Origin of the sequence: Idiomarina abyssalis, from assembly GCF_900116625.1 — a bacterium.
Lineage (GTDB): Bacteria > Pseudomonadota > Gammaproteobacteria > Enterobacterales > Alteromonadaceae > Idiomarina > Idiomarina abyssalis.
Genome location: NZ_FPBE01000001.1, coordinates 569,048 through 585,841, shown reverse-complemented (window position 1 = coordinate 585,841; position 16,794 = coordinate 569,048). Strand labels below are relative to the sequence as shown.

Genomic DNA, 16,794 nt, shown 5'->3' with positions numbered 1-16,794 from the left:
ATGAAATCATTTACGCTGAAAACACTCACAGTCGCGATAGTGTCGACAATATCTTTCTCTGCTGTAGCAGATAAATATGAAATTGAAGAAATTCCAACCGCTGATAATTTTCGCCACAGTTTTGCGAAGGATATCAATGCTCAGGAGTTTGTTGTCGGTGTTTCGCGCCTACCGACCGATGTTGAACTTGATCTGACTAAGATATCTCCAGCTATTTTGCAGAATGCGGGAATCGCCGACATAGAGGAGGTTGATACCTTAACGCCGGAACAACGAGAATACATAATTCAGCAAATAGCCAATGAGCGAAACTCTGAACCTCAGCAGCAAAGGGTCGGCATTAACCGTTCTTATTATTTTGATACGACTGTTCAGTCCATTGTTCCGTTTCCCGCAAACGAAGATCAGTTAGAAGACAGCACCGACAGCTATTTTTATTCAATAAATAATCAGAATTCGGCAGTGGGTTACAGCAGCGCTCCGTTTGGTTTAATTGAATACACATATACAGATGGTGAAGGTGAGGAGCAAACTTCTGAATTTTTTGTTTCAGACTTCATTACTCGGGGCGTTTGGTATAACAACGGTGAAACGACTTCAATAACGCCTCCAGCAACGGATTATCTTGGTGGTGAAAGTGCTCTTTTCGATATTAACGATAGTGGACTAGCGGCGGGATACGCCAGTGTAGGTGTAAGCCCAAGATCCGAAGAGCGCATAGCTAACTGCGAACCAGAAGATGAGGATGATATCGTTTCTGCTCCACTTCAGGTTTGCGCCTGGAACATCTGGTTTGAGACAAAAAGCACCGGCGCGTCAAATATAGAGCCTTTTTATAATCCTCGCTTTGGCGGAGGCAGATCTAGCTTTTCTGCACGACGTTCAATTTATGATGTTAGAGGTTTCTTGTGGCAGCTTGATGCTAGTGGCGAAGTTATTAGCCAGCAAGAGCTTGGGACATTAGTTCCAAGAAACGAGGAAGATGATCGAGATTTCTCAAGTTATGCTTTTGCTGTCAACAATAACAGTATTGCTGTCGGCCAGAGTTGGACTTACCATCCTCAGCGCGGCGCCATTCGTATGCCTGCCATTTTTGTCGACGGTGAAGCAGTACCTGTGACAGAAGATGAAAAATATTTCTGGGGGTCAGCAAAAGACATCAATGATAATAACCAGGCGGCTGGTTATTTAGTTGAAAACTTGTCTGGTACCTTAAGAAACACAGCTTTCATTTATGATGTTGATCTCGATGAATTGACGATGGTACCCGGGTTCTTCACTGGATCCTCAACCATTATTCATTCAATTAACAACAATGGCATGGCAGTAGGTACAGGCGAGATTGAAGCAACGTTGTCTAACGTTCGTCAACGCGTTGGTTTTGCTTATGACAGTACCGATGAGGCTGCAGAGTTTATTAACTTAAACGACGCGATTAGCTGTGATAGTCCTTACGATATAGTAGAAGCCAATAGCATAAATGATAACGGTGTTATCCTTGCTACAGCCCTTAAACAGCAAGAGTATCAGGACGAATCGGGTGAGACTCAAACGCGGGAAGTCGCAGTAACAATCAAGCTTGATCCTGTTGATGGTGAACTGAATAACTGCCGCCAGGAAGAGAATCAAATTGAGCGTGAAGGTGCGTCAACCGGCCTGTTTTCACTGCTTACTTTAGGCTCACTTGGTTTGCTTATTACCGCAATACGCAGAAGAGCCTTCCTTAAGACCAAAAAATCATAATCGTTTAGAAAATAAAAAGTAGCACAGTTTCAATCCGTTAAAAAAAGTCAATGGATACTGTGCTGCTTTTACGATTGAACTCTCCTGAAATAAGTCTATCAATAGTAATGAGGCAACAAAAAAACGCCTCAACTCTCTAAATAATAATCTGTGAATAACAGGCGAGGGATAGATTTATGAAAAGACAAAAGCGTGATCGCTTTGAAAGAGCACATACTCAAGGCTTTAAAGCTGGTTTGCATGGCCGCTCAAAAGACCACTGTCCTTATCAAACTCAAGATGATTTTAGATCCCACTGGCTGGGAGGTTGGCGAGATGCAATGGAGGCCAGAAATACCGGCTTATTCCGCTAAGTGTCAGAAGTAAATAGATAGATAATTTAAACGCCGATGCTTAAATATAAAAAAGCATCGGCGTTTTTTCGTTTAAGACGAGTTTTAGAAAGTAGAAGTATCTGTAAATAGACCCACTTTTAAGTCTTTGGCGGTATAGATCTCGCGGCCGTCTACTTCCACGCGTCCATTGCCCACACCCATGAACAATTTGCGCTTAATGACTCGCGTCATATCAATGTAGTAGCTTACTTTTTTATGTTCAGGGAGTATTTGCCCGGTGAACTTCACTTCACCAACACCTAATGCACGTCCGCGGCCTGGTCCACCAGACCATGCCAGGTGAAAACCAAGTAATTGCCACATAGCATCAAGGCCAAGACAACCAGGCATGACAGGGTCACCTTTAAAATGGCAATCAAAGAACCAAAGATCAGGATGGATATCGAGCTCAGCATGGATAAAACCTTTGCCGGCCGAACCGCCGTCTTCATTAATTTCAATGATGCGATCCATCATTAGCATATTGGGGGCTGGCAGCTTGCTGTTGCCAGGACCAAACATTTCCCCGCGACTGCAGGCCAGAAGTTCTTCGCGAGTAAAGCTCGACTGATTCATAAATACCCTAATTTAGTTATTCAAAAACTAGGGCGCAGTTTAGCGTACAACTGTACGCCAAACAAATCCGACAAGTTCTTTCTTAGCTAAAAATACGGCGCCAAAAGCTGCGAGGTTGATCATTGTCAGAACTATCCAATGTACGGTCTCGCACGTGCTGGAAAAGGGTCTTAATTGGTATTTCGGTTAATAGCTCTAAGGCTTCCTCGACATGTTCAACAGTATAAACGTGAAACTGCCCATTTTTTACGGCTTCAACGATTTCGTCATTAAGGTTGAGTTGATGTTTGTTTGACTGCGGAATAATGACACCTTGCTCACCGTTAAGTCCCCGGTGTGCACAAAGCGCATAGTAACCCTCAATTTTTTCATTGACCGCACCAATTGACTGAACATTGCCAAATTGGTCAACCGCGCCGGTAATGGCAAGAGACTGTTTAACGGGCTGTTCTGCCAAGGCTGAAATTAAGCAGCAAAGCTCGCCAAGTGACGCGCTGTCTCCATCAACTTCGTAGTAAGATTGCTCAAACACAACGGTTGCTGAGACTGACAAAGGTTCATGGCGGGCAAATTGATTAGCCAAATAAGCACTTAGAATCATGACGCCTTTGGTATGAATATTACCGGAGAGATCAGATTTACGCTCTATATCGATAATGTCGCCGTCACCGTAGTGAATGGTCGCGGTAATTCGGGAAGGTTCGCCGAACTCACTGCCGCCCATAGTCACAACGGTCAAACCGTTCAATTGACCAACGGCGGTGCCGTGCGTATCAATTCGAACCTGCTGCTCAAGAATGCTGCGTCGACTGAGTTCGGCAAGGTTACCTTCGCGATCGCGTTGTTGCTGAAGCGCTAAATCTATCGCTGCTTTATCAATTTTTGCGTGTTGATTCTGCAACGCGCAATCATTGGCTTCCCGAAGAAGCTGGAGCAGACTGACTGTATTAAGTGTCAATTCTTGCTGGTAATCGGTATATCTGGCACAAACCCGCAGCAAGGCAGAATAACCGTCGGTGCTCAAGGGCAACACGTCAGCCAGTTGCCATACATACTGTAAATAGTTGAAGTAGGGCGCTACTGGCTCGTTTTGTGTCGCGTAATGACCATGAAAGTCCGCAAGAAACGGGAAAAAATGGTCGAAGTCTTCGTCGTATTCGCGCAGTTGCGCGTACTCGTTGCGAGAGCCGAGTAAAACAATTTTTATGCTCACAGGGACTGACTCAGGCCGATAGAAAAAAGCAGCACCTGAATCAGGCGACTGTCTTGGCCATTCAAATTCACCGCCTTCTATAACGTCTTTTAAACGTTTCCAGAGCTTGATATTTTCCAGCAATTGCGCAACTTCAATGGCCAATACACCGCCATTTGCTTTGTGCAGTAAGCCCGCTTCAATAAGGTGAAGCTCTGAGCTAACCGTGCCTTCAATGGATTGAACCCCAATATGTCCGAACAAACGCTCTTCGGTTACGCGGTCGCAATAATAATAAGGGGCAGGGTGTTCATGTCCTACAAGAACAGAAGCCAGACTTTCACCCTGAATTTCCTCGGCTTTTTTATCTCTAATCTGCTGCATATAATCACGCAAATTATGGGTATCAAACTGCTCAATTATCGCTTTGTAGGCCTCGTCGCGCTGGTCTAGTGGACGTTGCAGAAACCCCCAGATAGCTTTGATAGCGGCATCAGCGCTACCTGAGGGTAAATTCACGCATAATGGCCTTAGTGGATCTGTTGGGTTTGCCAGGTAAATCCAGTCATACCACTGCGTAAATTCCCAATGGTTGTCGTTAAAATATGAGTCGAGAAGATCGCGCTTCAAAAGCCCTGTAGGAAACAACGCATAGATATTTGAATAAGTGCCTTGTTGGCGCAAGGCGTTGTTCAATGCATTAACAGCTCGTCTTTGTCCAACTAATGCATCTTCTTTAAGTTCGGCCGGCAGCTCATTCAGCCATTCATTTGTTTGTGGCTGCAATGCGAAATTATCTAATTTCATTGAATTGTTCTTCCTTAACTAGCAATAAAGACATGATAACAGAAATGGCTAATTGAGAGCGTTTTGCTGTGGTAATAAAAAACGGAGAAGAACAATGCAGCCTGCAAGTCGACAACAGGCTTTAGACAGATTAAGAGCTAAATGTACAACTTAGGCGGTAACGTTGTCGTTTTGTCATCTTGTCACGACGCCAGAAATAACCAATGCCAGAGTTCAATTTCTTGTATTGGTGGTGCGTACTTTATTCCTTGGCAACGCCAACCGGGGAACCACCGAAGAACCTTCTAAAGAAATAGCGGAATTTGAAGGTATCTGCTTCAAATACATAATTGCGTATAATGTATATTATGTTAAATCATAACTATATCAGTATAACAGCCCTACGAAGTGCTTACTTTTTAAAACTGCTGCTGAGCTAGATCTGGAAGCTTTTCGGCAAGAAAGTCGATAAAAACACGTACAGCGGGAAGAATTCCCCGTCGGTGTGAGTACGTCATATGCATAATTCCGATTGGCAAATGCCAGTCGGTTAATACCGGAACTAAGTCGCCATTATTGACCGCTTCGTTACAGAGGTAATTAGGTAAAGCGGCAATCCCTAATTGTTTGATTGCGGCTTCTCTTAACACAATCATGTCGTCGGTAATAAGCCGTGGTTTTATTCTGATATTCTTTTGCTGGCCCGAACTGTGAATCAGTTCATAGCCATAGCGGCCGTTTGTGTAGTGCATACTGAGATGCTCGAATTTTAGTAAATCTTCGGGTTTCAGAATGGCTTTGTCCTGAATTAAGCCGGGCGCAATGTAAAGTGTCTGAGGTGCCTGGCTAATTGGTCTGGCAATCAGGCTGGAGTCTTCTATGGTGGGTCTAACCCGCAAGGCAACATCAATGCCCTCTTCAACCAGATTCACTGGACGGTTAGTAACCACGAGCTGGATTTCGACCTCCGGGTACAAACTCATGAATTCTGGTAACACCTGAACTAACAAACTCTGACTGATTGCATAAGGCGCGCTAACTTCAACTTTTCCTCGCGGCTTATCCAGTAGACGCTGAGTGACTTGTTGAGCTGACTCCGCAGCACTGACAAGGCGTTCACAATGCACCAGAAACTCACGGCCAACATCAGTTAGTTTAAGGCCGCTTCGACTTCTGTGAAAAAGTCTTGTGCCCTGTTCCTCCTCCAATTGAGTCATTTTCCGGCTTATGGTTGATTTTGGCAGACTTAAATCCCTTGAGGCAGCGCTAATACTGCCGGAGGCGATAACTTGGGCAAATAGATAGTAATTTGTGACATCGGGAAAAGACATAAAAACCTCAAGGTTCCGTTAATGGAACGTAAGTTCTCATTTTAGCTTCTTATTAAAGTATTTGGAACGAATTATACTGTGCCTATCTTAAAAAAGAGAATAATGAGGTTTGTATGAAAGTCTTACATTTAGATTCGGGTATCTTTATTGATCAGTCAGTTAGTCGCCAATTAACTCGCGACATTCTCTCTCAGCTTAAAAATAACCAAGAAACAACGGTTGTGTACCGCGACTTGGTTGCCAACCCGGTTGATCACCTTACGGCTGAAGAGCTTTTAGCCGAAGATAAACCTTTGATTAATGAGTTGGTACAAGAACTTTTTGATGCAGATACCATTATTATTGGTGCGCCCATGTACAACTTTACTATCCCTACGCAGTTGAAAGCCTGGATTGATCGGGTGCTGCAGGCCGGAGTAACTTTCAAATATACGGAACAAGGTCCACAGGGCTTAGTTAAGGACAAGAAAGTTTATATCGCTTCAGGCCGTGGGGGCATTTATTCTGAGGGTGATATGCAGGCATTGGATCATCAGGAAAGTTACTTAAAGCAGGCACTTTCTTTTATCGGAATTACTGACGTTACTGTAGTTTGTGCAGAAGGAATGAATATGGGCGATGAACCCCGTCAACAAGGGTTCGAGCAAGCCTCTAAAGAAATCGCTGCTATATAACTTCATAAAGCCCACCCTATTCGTCATCGCGGTGCGCTTTTATTTGTATCTCATCGCCTAATTGTATTACTTCTATTTCTATTGGCTGACAGCAGACCTGGCAATCGACAATCTGCTGTTGCCCAATATCATTTAACCAGTCCACTTCAATATCGTTAATTGTCATGCAATAAGGACACTCAAATGTTTTTGGATCGGTAAGACTCATAGCAGGCACCTTAAATTAAAGCTCTGGTCTACAATAGTAATCGAGTCTTTGAACTTTTGCGTAGCTTATAAAATATTCAATTTAAATAACCGGCTGAGTGCGAATGATGACATCGTGGTTAAAACAATCCTTAATAGTAACGTCGTTATTGGTCGCTAGTACAACGCAGGCTCAAACACCCGTTGAGTATATCGAGGCGAATAAAAAACCGATAGTAAACACAGTTAAAGTACCAACCACCCTTTCAGCCATGAATAACTCGCAGCTTGGTTTTGCGGTTGAAGGGAAACTATTAGAGCTTCAAAAGGATACCGGCGACTCGGTCAGTAAGGGAGATGTTTTGGCCACGTTAGATGTGCGTCAGATAAACTCCCGGATAGAGTCTTTGCAAGCGCAGGTACAAAGTGCTCAGGCGACTCTGGAAGATGAAAAACAACAACTGAATGAATTAGACGCACTTGCTGAAACGGACTTTGTACCAGCAAGTGACTTACGACGTTCGCGTACCAGGGTTCAAGTGGCAGAGTCACAACTGGCTGAAAGCAGAGCTTTGTTGAAAGAAACCGAAGTAAACCAAGAATATCATGAACTTAAAGCGCCTTATGATGGTGTTATCACAAACCGAAGCGCTGACCTTGGTGAATGGCTGGGTGTCGATCAGAATGTTTTTCAGTTAGTTGCCGACAAAGACCGCTACGCCGATGTTTTTCTGTCGCAGTCTTATTACCCTTCTATTGACTCTGACACATTGGTGAAACTCAGTCACAAAGAAACTTCTATTAGCGCTAGTATTAAAAGAGTTGTGCCCTATGTGGACGGAAATGATCGCTCTTTTCGGGTCCGCATAGCGGGCGACTATCCGAACGACTGGGTTGTAGGCATACCTTTAACTGCAACCTTTGAAATTGATACAAAACGCAGACAAACCGCCGTGCCGCAGGACGCTATAGTGCGCTACAGCGATGGCCGTACATCGGTTTGGGTCGCCCAAAAAGAGAATGATAATTGGCAGGCAATTGAAAGACCGGTGGAACTTGGCCTGAGGTTTAACGGCTATGTGGAAATAGAAAAAGGCCTCGATAATGGTGAGCGCGTGATAGTGCGGGGTAATGAGGCTCTGACCGATGGGCAGACACTGGAACTGACGGAGTCTGCTGACTATGATTGAAGCGGTTATTAAGCATAAGCACGTTACGATAGTCTCTATCTTGATCCTCTGCCTGCTGGGCATTACTGCGGCGCTCCGTATTCCCGTACAAATGATACCGGATTTAGAAGTTCGAACCATTTCTGTTCAGACGCAATGGCCCGGTGCTACGCCTCAGGACATAGAGAAAGAAATTCTTATAGAGCAGGAAGAGTTTCTTCGTACGGTACCTAACTTACAGCGCATGGAAAGCAGTGCAAGTAATGGCGAGGCGAGTATAGAACTGGACTTTCCTTTCGGTGTTGATGTTACCGAAACATTAATCCTGGTTAACAATGCGTTAAGTCAGGTTCCGGATTACCCCGAGAATGTCGATGAGCCTCGAATTTTCTCTGCGTCTTTTTCAAGTAATGCTTTCATGTACTTTCGCGTCGCTCCTATTGAGGATAATCCGAAGAATATCGATATGGTTATGATGCGAGATTACATTGAGGATAATGTACGACCGCGAATGTCATCGGTTGCAGGAGTATCTCAGGTAAACGTTAGCGGCGGTGCTCAGCGACAAGTTCGTATTTTGATGGACAAAGACGCTCTCATTCAATACAACGTGTCGGTTAACGAGGTTCGCTCTGCAATTAGTAGTCGCAACCGCGACACCTCGGCAGGTGAACTGGAGCAAGGTAAACGCCGTTTTTTACTGCGAACCGTTGGTCGGTTCGAGTCACTTGAAGAAATTGAAAACACAATTATCCGCCGGACCGGTGACAGCCTCGTTAGGCTTAAAGACGTGGCTGACATCGATTTTAATCACTTTGAGCTTAACAGCGAGTCCTGGTTCAAAGGCCAGCAGGTTCTTAGCTTGCAGGTTCAACGTGAGCTTGGCTCTAATGTCATTGATATTAAGTATGCCATGATGGACGAAGTCGAACGCATCAATGAGGAGTTACTTCGCCCTGCCGGAATGGAAATTACATTAAACTCGGACGATGTTCGCTATGTAGAAAATTCAGTCCAAAATGTGCTCTTTAACCTATTACTGGGCGCCCTATTTGCAACTTTAGTCATGTATGGTCTGATGCGCTCTGGGCGCGCGACGCTTATTGCCGTAATTGGTATCCCCATTTGTACCCTTGCCGGCTTTTTAGGGCTGCTGTTACTCGATAGAACCATTAATGTTATTTCTTTAGCCGGTATTGCCTTTGCCATTGGCATGACACTGGATAACACGATTGTTGTGCTGGAAAGTATCGAGCTGGAGCGACGTAAAGGGTTAAATCCTAAAGAAGCGGCTATTGAGGGAGTAAAGAGGGTCTGGACTGCGGTACTCACGTCAACACTTACGACTGTGATGGTTTTTCTTCCTATACTCTTTATCGTTCAGGAAGCCGGTCAACTCTATTCCGATATTGCTATTGCCATTTCTGCATCGATTATTGCATCCATGTTTGTCGCCGTAACTTTAGTACCTTTGTTAGCGGCCTACTTCCCTGCTGAAGCCAAAACAAAGGTCACCGACAAATTAACTAACCGTATTGACTCTGCGAGTCAAAAGTTACTGGCTTCAAAGAACTCCAAGTTAACCACTGTGGGCGTTACTTTCGTTGCGGTTGTAGGTATTTGGTGGTTTCTAACGCCGCCCGCGGAGTATCTGCCAGAGGGTGAAGAAGCAAAAACCTTCGCCACAATGAGTGCGCCGCCGGGCTACAACTTAAAAACCATGTCATCTATTGGTGACGAAATTAGAGCTATTTTTGATCCGGCTTTAATGACAGAAGAGACAGAAGTAACACGCTCAGGCGTCACTATTCCTGCGCTTCAGACAATGAGCCTTAGTGTGGCACCGTCAAACATTCGTATTATTGCCGAAACTCGTGATAAAAACCGAATTGACGAATTAATGAGCGTGATAACAGAGGTTTACGAACGTTACCCGGGTATGAGGGCTTTTGCCGCTAAAGGATCAATTATTAGCAGTAATGACGGCGGCACCCGCAGCATTAATGTTGATGTTGGTGGTCGGGAGCTTAATGAAGTTTATGCTGCTGCGCGTGCAATATATAACCGGTCGCAGGAGGTTTTCGATAACCCAAGAATACAGTCAACGCCTAATTCACTCACATTGGCACAGCCTTTATTAGAAATACGACCCGACTGGGAGCGTATGAGTGAGTTAGGTTTAGATGCAGACAGTTTTGGTTATGCGGTTTCTGCGCTGACAGACGGTGCCTTTGTCGGTGAGTATTTCCAGGGCGACGATAAAATTGATATGTATCTTTATAGCGAAAAAGGTACCGAAGTAACCCCGGAAATGCTGGATGACTTACCCGTTCTTAACGTAAATGGCCGCCCGGTATCACTAAACGCCATTAGCGAAGTGCGCCAAATAGTTGATACCAGTACGGTTCGCCGGGTAGACAGTAGACGTACCGTAACCTTGAATATTATACCTCCAGAATCGGTGGCTCTTGAGTCCGGTGTTGAAATGGTGCGAACCCAAGTGCTGCAGCACTTAAGAGAGCAAGGCGTTATAGCAGCAGACATCTCCACTCAGTTATCGGGAGCTGCCGATCAACTGGCAGAAACGCAGGCAGCATTAAGCGAAAACTACGTTATCTCAATAGCTATTATTTATCTGCTGATGGTGGCTATTTTTGCTCACTGGGGTTACCCCCTGCTTATTATGGCGACTATTCCCATGGGGATCAGTGCAGGTATTGCCGGCTTGGCTCTGATGAATGGTGTTGGTCAGCTATTGCCAGTCTTTGGGTTACAACCGCTAAATCAACCGTTCGATATGATCACTATGCTGGGCTTTCTTATTCTTATGGGAACGGTAATCAACAACCCTATTTTGGTTGTGGAGCGTGCAATCTACCTACGTGATAAAGAAAACTACCCTATCAAGAGAGCCGTTCAGGAAGGTCTATTGTCGCGGGTCAGACCTATTACTATTACCACTTTAACAACACTGTGTGGTATTGCTCCCCTGGTCTTTATTCCAGGCGCTGGTACAGAGCTTTACCGCGGGGTTGGGGCTATTGTGATGTTTGGTCTCATAGGTGCTGCGCTTGTTACTATTTTCACTTTGCCTGCACTATCTGCGCTGGTACTAAAAAAACGAGGGGTGAATTCTTAGACAAAATATTGATCTTTGCTCTATTTTTTTACTGTAAATATTTTGTAAACTGCCGATAGCTTATTAAGTAAGCTTTCCGTCGGTTGACTAAGGATCATCAATGAAGATCATACAGCAGTTAAGTATTACGCAGAGACTGGTTTCACTACTGGGAATTGCCGCTTTAGGTACTGCACTAATGGTCGCGTTTATGATGTTCATTTTGAATAACCTGTTGGTTGAGGAAGAAAAACGTAAACTCAACGCCGTACTTGACGCAGCTCATACCATAGTCAGCCATTATCACCAGCAATATCAGGATGGTAACCTCAGCGAATCTGAAGCCAGAACGGAAGCTTATGCTCGCCTTGATAACATTCGCTACGAAGGCGTGGAGTACATATTTACGCTAAGTCGTGACGGTGTTTTAGTACAACACCCTTTCTCTAAACAATTAGTCGGCAAAGATGTAACCAGCTACGAAGATCCGGAAGGCACTCGACTGTTTCAGGAAATGGTCCAGAAAGCACGTTCAGCTGACCGCGCTACCGTGGAATACATATGGCAAAAAGGCAGTGATGCCAACAATCTGGTCCCTAAAATTAGCAGAATAAGAGTATTTGAACCCTGGAACCTTATTATGGGGACAGGTCAGTACACCGATAATATTACCAGCATGTTGTGGCAGGAGTTCTTTAAGTTAGCTGGGTTGGCTCTGTTTCTTGCTGTGCCTCTCCTGCTTTTGTTTGTGTTGATCATACGCAGTATTACTCGCCCCTTGAAAACGATTAGTAACGCCATGTTTGATATTGCTGAAGGTGAAGGTGATTTAACCCGGCGGCTTGATGACTCTGGCTCTGATGAACTCGCTAAATTAGCGACCTCTTTCAATACTTTTGTACACAAAATACAGCAACTCGTACAAAGCGTTCAGGAAAGTGCTAAACATGAAAGCGAAGCTGCTAGTCAACTCACTGATTTATCGGCTACGAGCAGTCGACAGAGTGATGAACTAAGTTCTCAAACAAGCTCCATCGCTACAGCAATCACTGAATTATCTTCATCGGCTTCGGAAGTTGCCGACCATGCTCGTCAGGCCGCCGATTCAGCGAATACCGCTGATGAAGAAGCTGGTCGTTCAGCAATTATTGTTCGCGAATCGGTCAATAATATTGAGGCACTAACCTCTGAACTGGGTAAAGCCGGCGACAAAGCCCGGTTATTACAGGACGGTTCAGATAAGATTGGGAATATACTCGGTGTTATTGTTGCCATCGCTGAACAAACGAATTTACTTGCGTTAAATGCCGCTATTGAGGCGGCACGGGCCGGTGATGCCGGACGTGGGTTTGCTGTAGTTGCTGATGAAGTCAGAACCTTAGCAACCCGAACCCAACATTCAACCGATGAAATATCCTCTATTGTGGAAAGCATTCAGGGAGCAATTAAAGAGGTTAGTCAAATTATCAATGATGTGGAGCACCGCTCAGCATCAACCAACGAAGAGGCATTGAAAGCTGAACGGGCAATCAGCCAAATTCAGGAAGCGGTTGCCAATATTTCCAGTATGAACATCCAAATTGCATCAGCAACCGATGAACAAAGTCGGGTCACTAAAGATTTGAATGAAAATATCACGGGTATTTCAGACCTTTCCCATGCTAACCAGGACGCAAATACGCGGGTATCTGAAGTAAGCAGGGATCTCAGTAAAAACAGCATTGATCTAAGTCAACTTGTGAGCCGGTTTAAAACAAAATAACCTTAAAAAGACTAGGGACAATAGTAATCTACCCTGTACCTTTTGAGTCACAAGACGTAAAATGCACGTACTTTTACATGGATCGTGTCTGGTAAAAGTCACCTTTTTCCTGATCTTAATCACTGCGGATTTAAAAGATGAGTCAAACAATTCCACAACAACCGATCGAATATAATATGAAGGTCGTTCGGCAGTTTACTGTCATGACCATTATTTGGGGTATCGTCGGTATGGCGTTGGGCGTATTGATAGCTGCTCAGCTAGTCTGGCCAGAGCTAAACTTCAATACACCTTGGTTAACCTACTCCCGTCTTCGCCCACTACACACTAACGCGGTTATTTTTGCGTTTGGTACCAGTGCACTTTTTGCTACCTCTTATTACGTGGTTCAAAAGACCTGTAAAGTGAGCTTGTTCTCAGACAAGTTGGCAGCTTTTACCTTCTGGGGTTGGCAGGCCGTCATCGTTGCAGCCGTTATTACTCTGCCTTTGGGCCTATCTAGCAGCAAAGAGTATGCAGAACTGGAATGGCCAATCGATATCCTGATTGCTGTCGTTTGGGTTGCTTATCTCATTGTTTTCTTTGGGACATTGGCTATTCGTAAGACATCGCACATTTATGTGGCGAACTGGTTCTACGGTGGCTTTATTGTTGTTATCGCCATGCTGCATATTGTGAACAGCTTCGCGATACCAGTGTCGTTTACTAAGTCATATTCAATCTACTCAGGTGCTGTAGATGCCATGGTTCAATGGTGGTACGGACATAACGCTGTAGGTTTCCTTTTGACAGCCGGCTTCCTGGGTATGATGTATTACTTTGTGCCAAAGCAGGCAGAACGCCCCGTTTACTCGTACCGTTTGTCGGTTGTTCATTTCTGGGCACTTATTTCCTTATACATTTGGGCCGGACCGCACCACTTGCACTACACCGCTTTACCAGACTGGACTCAGTCAGTGGGTATGGTGATGTCAGTCATTCTGTTCGTTCCTTCGTGGGGCGGCATGATCAACGGTATCATGACCTTATCGGGTGCCTGGCATAAACTGCGTACCGACCCAATTCTGCGCTTCCTGATTGTATCTCTGTCATTCTATGGTATGTCGACTTTCGAAGGTCCGATGATGGCAATCAAATCAGTAAACGCTCTTTCTCACTACACCGACTGGACCGTTGGTCACGTGCATTCAGGCGCTCTAGGCTGGGTTGCGATGATTACCATCGGCTCTATGTACTACCTGGTACCTCGCTTGTTTAATCAGAAAGAAATTCACAGCATTAAGCTGGTTAACGTTCATTTCTGGTTACACACTATCGGCGTAGTTTTCTACATTGTTTCAATGTGGATTTCAGGTGTTATGCAAGGTCTTATGTGGCGTGCGACAAACTCTGATGGAACACTAACTTATAGTTTCGTAGAGAGTGTTCAAGCATCGTATCCGTTCTGGACAGGCCGCTTTATTGGTGGTGTGTTCATTGTCGTTGGTATGCTGCTTATGGCTTATAACTGTTACCAGACAATTCGTGCCGGCCGTCGTGAGACAGCTGCAGGCAACGTCGTACAAACTGCCTGAGGGAGAGAATAATGAGTCGCTTTAAACACGAATTTGTTGAGAAAAACTTAGGTTGGCTGTCTATTTTAATGATTCTTGCTGTTTCTATTGGCGGTTTGGTGGAAATCACTCCCCTACTTTTTCAGAAGCAGACCAATGAACCGATTAAAGGGCTACAGCCATACACAGCATTAGAACTTGAAGGCCGTGATATCTATATCCGCGAAGGGTGTAATAACTGTCACAGTCAGATGATTCGACCTTTCCGTGCTGAAACAGAGCGTTACGGACATTACTCTTTAGCCGGAGAACACGTATGGGAATTCCCTCACCTTTGGGGTTCTAAACGGACGGGTCCTGATTTGGCTCGGGTTGGTGGACGTTACAGCGATGAGTGGCATCACGTTCACTTAATGAACCCACGAAATGTGGTTCCTGAATCAAATATGCCAGCGTTCCCGTGGCTTGCAGAAAACAAGCTGACGGGTGAAGACACCGCTAAGAAAATGGAAGTTATGCGTTCACTTGGTGTTCCTTATGAAGATGAGGACATTGCCGGTGCTAAAGAAGCTGTTCAGGGTGAAACCGAAATGGACGCTCTTATCGCATACTTGCAGTCTCTTGGCACTGCGTTACAGCAGGCTGATAAGTAATGGATTACGGAACCTGGCGCGGCGTATTTAGCCTGATCATACTGGCAATTTTCATTGCTATTGTGTTTTGGGCTTTCAGTCGTCGCACAAAAAAACAATTTGATGAAGCGGCTAATTCCATATTTGAGGACGAGTCATCAGTAGATAAAAGCGACAAACCGGAGTCGAAGAAAGATGAGTAGCTTCTGGAGTGCATGGATAATTGTTCTAACGCTGGCCACCTTGGTGGTACTAATTTGGCTATTGCGCTGGAACATGAAAAATTATACTCACATCGAAGAAGGTCAGGAAATGGACCACGAATTCGATGGGATTGTTGAGTTAAATAACCCTCTTCCAAAGTGGTGGACCTATTTATTCTGGGCCTGTTTTGCCTGGGGCTTTTTGTACTTAGCCCTTTACCCTGGCTTAGGTAACTTTAATGGTTTACTTGACTGGAAAAGCTCAAACCAAGACGTTCGCTCATTAGAAGAGTCTCGTCAGGCAATGGAAGAAGCTCACGAAAAAGGAATGATAGTTGAGTACGATCGTTCAATTCGTGCCGCTGAAGAAAAATACGGCCCTATTTTTGAAGCATTTGCAGAGCAGTCTGTTAAAGAACTGGCGAAAAATGAAGATGCTTTAGATGTTGGTCAACGATTATTCTTGCAAAACTGTGCTCAGTGTCACGGCTCAAACGCTATGGGTGGCCAGGGCTTCCCTAACTTGACTGATGATGACTGGTTGTACGGTGGTGAGCCAAGCGATATTAAGACATCCTTATTAGAAGGTCGCCGCGGTAACATGGCACCTTTTGGTGAGCAGTTCAGTGATAAAGAAATTAATGAACTGGCAAACTACGTCGCAAGTCTTAGTGGCCGCGACAGAGATCCTGACTTGGTTGAAGCCGGCAAGGCAAACTTTGCAGTCTGCAGCGCTTGTCACGGACAGGATGGAAAAGGTAACCAGCAGCTGGGTGCTCCTAACTTGACTGATAATGTTTGGCTCTATGGTGGTTCAATTAATAAAATTGAAGAAACTATTAGGTATGGGCGTAGCGGCGTTATGCCTGCCTGGAAAAACATTTTAGGTGAAGATAAAATTCATGTTATCTCAGCTTATGTCTACAGCTTGTCAAACGACGAATAAAACGCAGTATATAGCCCCGCTACGGCGGGGTTTTTTGTAAGAGGTCCTATTATGATTCAACCTTGGTATAAGCAGTTTTGGCCATGGTTTCTTATTTCCCTTCCCGTTACTGTAATGATCGTTTGCGGTGTTATCATTTATTTGTCCATCTCTCAGGGCAACTTTTCGATGGTGGTCGACGATTACTATAAACGCGGCAAGACAATTAACGCTGTTATTGAAAACGTTGAAGAAGCTCAGCGTCGTAATATTTCCTTCGAATTTACTGCAAATCAGGGCAAGTTAACTCTAAAATATGCTTCAGGTGAACCGGAAGAGCTGTCAGCTTTACGGGTTTATTTTGTGCATGCCACTCAGCCTGAAAAGGACTTTAGTCGTTTGCTAAGTGTCGCCGCAGACGGCACCTACCGGGCTGATATTCCAGACAACATTAGCGGCAAGTGGACCGTTACTGTTGAACCCTATAACAAGGTATGGAAAGTGAGCGAAAAATATCAACTCCCTAAAAGTGAATTAACAAAGCTTCGTCCATTATTATACGGAGTTTAA

At 44.7% G+C, this 16,794-nt stretch carries 15 protein-coding genes; 11 read left to right on the top strand and 4 right to left on the bottom strand.

From position 1 onward, the window contains the following. A complete protein-coding gene (locus tag BM359_RS02820) occupies positions 1-1,743 on the top strand; it encodes a DUF3466 family protein (protein WP_054487753.1) in 1,743 nt (580 codons plus the stop codon). A gap of 176 nt (positions 1,744-1,919) precedes the next feature. Then, the gene (rmf, locus tag BM359_RS02815) at positions 1,920-2,096 is read left to right on the top strand and encodes a ribosome modulation factor (RefSeq protein WP_074930759.1); all 177 of its coding nucleotides are present in this window, start codon (positions 1,920-1,922) and stop codon (positions 2,094-2,096) included. A gap of 84 nt (positions 2,097-2,180) precedes the next feature. On the opposite strand, the gene fabA is transcribed toward rmf, so the two are convergent. The 3 genes from fabA to BM359_RS02800 all read right to left on the bottom strand — a co-directional run bounded on the left by fabA (position 2,181) and on the right by BM359_RS02800 (position 6,002). Next, positions 2,181-2,693: a 3-hydroxyacyl-[acyl-carrier-protein] dehydratase FabA gene (gene fabA, locus BM359_RS02810; protein ID WP_054487751.1), complete on the bottom strand. Its 513-nt coding sequence runs from the start codon at positions 2,691-2,693 to the stop codon at positions 2,181-2,183. Between the two features lie 82 nt (positions 2,694-2,775). Then, complete coding sequence (locus BM359_RS02805) at positions 2,776-4,692, bottom strand: AAA family ATPase (RefSeq protein WP_054487749.1); 1,917 nt, start codon at positions 4,690-4,692, stop codon at positions 2,776-2,778. A gap of 398 nt (positions 4,693-5,090) precedes the next feature. After that, on the bottom strand, positions 5,091-6,002 hold the full coding sequence (locus tag BM359_RS02800; protein ID WP_054487747.1) for a LysR substrate-binding domain-containing protein: 912 nt from the start codon (positions 6,000-6,002) through the stop codon (positions 5,091-5,093). Positions 6,003-6,115: 113 nt separating this feature from the next. On the opposite strand from BM359_RS02800, the gene BM359_RS02795 reads away from it, so the two are divergent. After that, positions 6,116-6,676: an FMN-dependent NADH-azoreductase gene (locus BM359_RS02795; RefSeq protein WP_054487745.1), complete on the top strand. Its 561-nt coding sequence runs from the start codon at positions 6,116-6,118 to the stop codon at positions 6,674-6,676. A 16-nt stretch (positions 6,677-6,692) separates the two neighbouring features. Here the strand turns inward: BM359_RS02795 and BM359_RS02790 are convergent, their stop codons facing one another. Beyond that, positions 6,693-6,884 carry a zinc ribbon domain-containing protein gene (locus BM359_RS02790; RefSeq protein WP_054487742.1) on the bottom strand — a complete coding sequence of 64 codons (192 nt, stop codon included), beginning with the start codon at positions 6,882-6,884 and terminating at the stop codon, positions 6,693-6,695. Between the two features lie 103 nt (positions 6,885-6,987). On the opposite strand from BM359_RS02790, the gene BM359_RS02785 reads away from it, so the two are divergent. The 8 genes from BM359_RS02785 (at position 6,988) to BM359_RS02750 (ending at position 16,794) form a co-directional block, all read left to right on the top strand. Next, positions 6,988-8,052, top strand: coding sequence for an efflux RND transporter periplasmic adaptor subunit (locus tag BM359_RS02785; RefSeq protein ID WP_054487740.1), 1,065 nt, complete (start codon positions 6,988-6,990; stop codon positions 8,050-8,052). Continuing rightward, positions 8,045-11,170: an efflux RND transporter permease subunit gene (locus BM359_RS02780; protein ID WP_054487739.1), complete on the top strand. Its 3,126-nt coding sequence runs from the start codon at positions 8,045-8,047 to the stop codon at positions 11,168-11,170. Before BM359_RS02785 ends, BM359_RS02780 begins: the two co-directional genes overlap by 8 nt. A 100-nt stretch (positions 11,171-11,270) precedes the next feature. Continuing rightward, entirely contained in the window at positions 11,271-12,911 is a 1,641-nt protein-coding gene (locus tag BM359_RS02775) for a methyl-accepting chemotaxis protein (protein WP_054487736.1), read from the top strand. Positions 12,912-13,048: 137 nt separating this feature from the next. Next, positions 13,049-14,485 (top strand): cytochrome-c oxidase, cbb3-type subunit I, encoded by a 1,437-nt coding sequence (gene ccoN / locus BM359_RS02770; RefSeq protein WP_054487734.1) that lies wholly within the window; start codon positions 13,049-13,051, stop codon positions 14,483-14,485. A gap of 11 nt (positions 14,486-14,496) precedes the next feature. Then, positions 14,497-15,117, top strand: a complete 621-nt coding sequence (gene ccoO / locus BM359_RS02765) for a cytochrome-c oxidase, cbb3-type subunit II (RefSeq protein WP_054487732.1) — start codon at positions 14,497-14,499, stop codon at positions 15,115-15,117. Then, positions 15,117-15,299 carry a cbb3-type cytochrome oxidase subunit 3 gene (locus BM359_RS02760; RefSeq protein ID WP_054487731.1) on the top strand — a complete coding sequence of 61 codons (183 nt, stop codon included), beginning with the start codon at positions 15,117-15,119 and terminating at the stop codon, positions 15,297-15,299. Before ccoO ends, BM359_RS02760 begins: the two co-directional genes overlap by 1 nt. After that, a complete protein-coding gene (gene ccoP / locus BM359_RS02755) occupies positions 15,292-16,245 on the top strand; it encodes a cytochrome-c oxidase, cbb3-type subunit III (RefSeq protein WP_054487729.1) in 954 nt (317 codons plus the stop codon). Before BM359_RS02760 ends, ccoP begins: the two co-directional genes overlap by 8 nt. A 51-nt stretch (positions 16,246-16,296) precedes the next feature. Then, positions 16,297-16,794: a FixH family protein gene (locus BM359_RS02750; RefSeq protein WP_054487728.1), complete on the top strand. Its 498-nt coding sequence runs from the start codon at positions 16,297-16,299 to the stop codon at positions 16,792-16,794.